The organism is Haemophilus sp. UMB1048 (assembly GCF_030218125.1).
Classification (GTDB): domain Bacteria; phylum Pseudomonadota; class Gammaproteobacteria; order Enterobacterales; family Pasteurellaceae; genus Haemophilus_D.
On the sequence record NZ_JASOPB010000216.1, the window covers coordinates 1 to 231 of the forward strand.

A 231-nucleotide genomic window follows, 5' to 3' on the forward strand; every position below is an offset into this window, starting at 1 on the left:
GGCCGTTGGACAGCACGAAGCGGTCACGGTCAGCCCAGGACGGATTCTGCGGGTTGTGTTTCAGGAAATCACGCCACAGGACTTCGGCAATGTCAGCCATACCCATAGGGGCACCCGGGTGACCGGATTTGGCTTTCTGTACTGCGTCCATGCTCAGCGCACGAATAGCATTGGCAAGCTCTTTACGTGAGGACATTTTGACTCCAGATCGGATGATGAAGGGCACGCCCT

1 protein-coding gene is annotated in these 231 nt (G+C 56.7%); it reads right to left on the minus strand.

Annotation, left to right across the window (positions count from 1 at the left end):
• On the minus strand, window positions 1-196 hold a 196-nt coding region (locus tag QP437_RS10525; RefSeq protein ID WP_285267803.1), incomplete at its 3' end, for a hypothetical protein.
• Window positions 197-231: the final 35 nt, after the last annotated feature.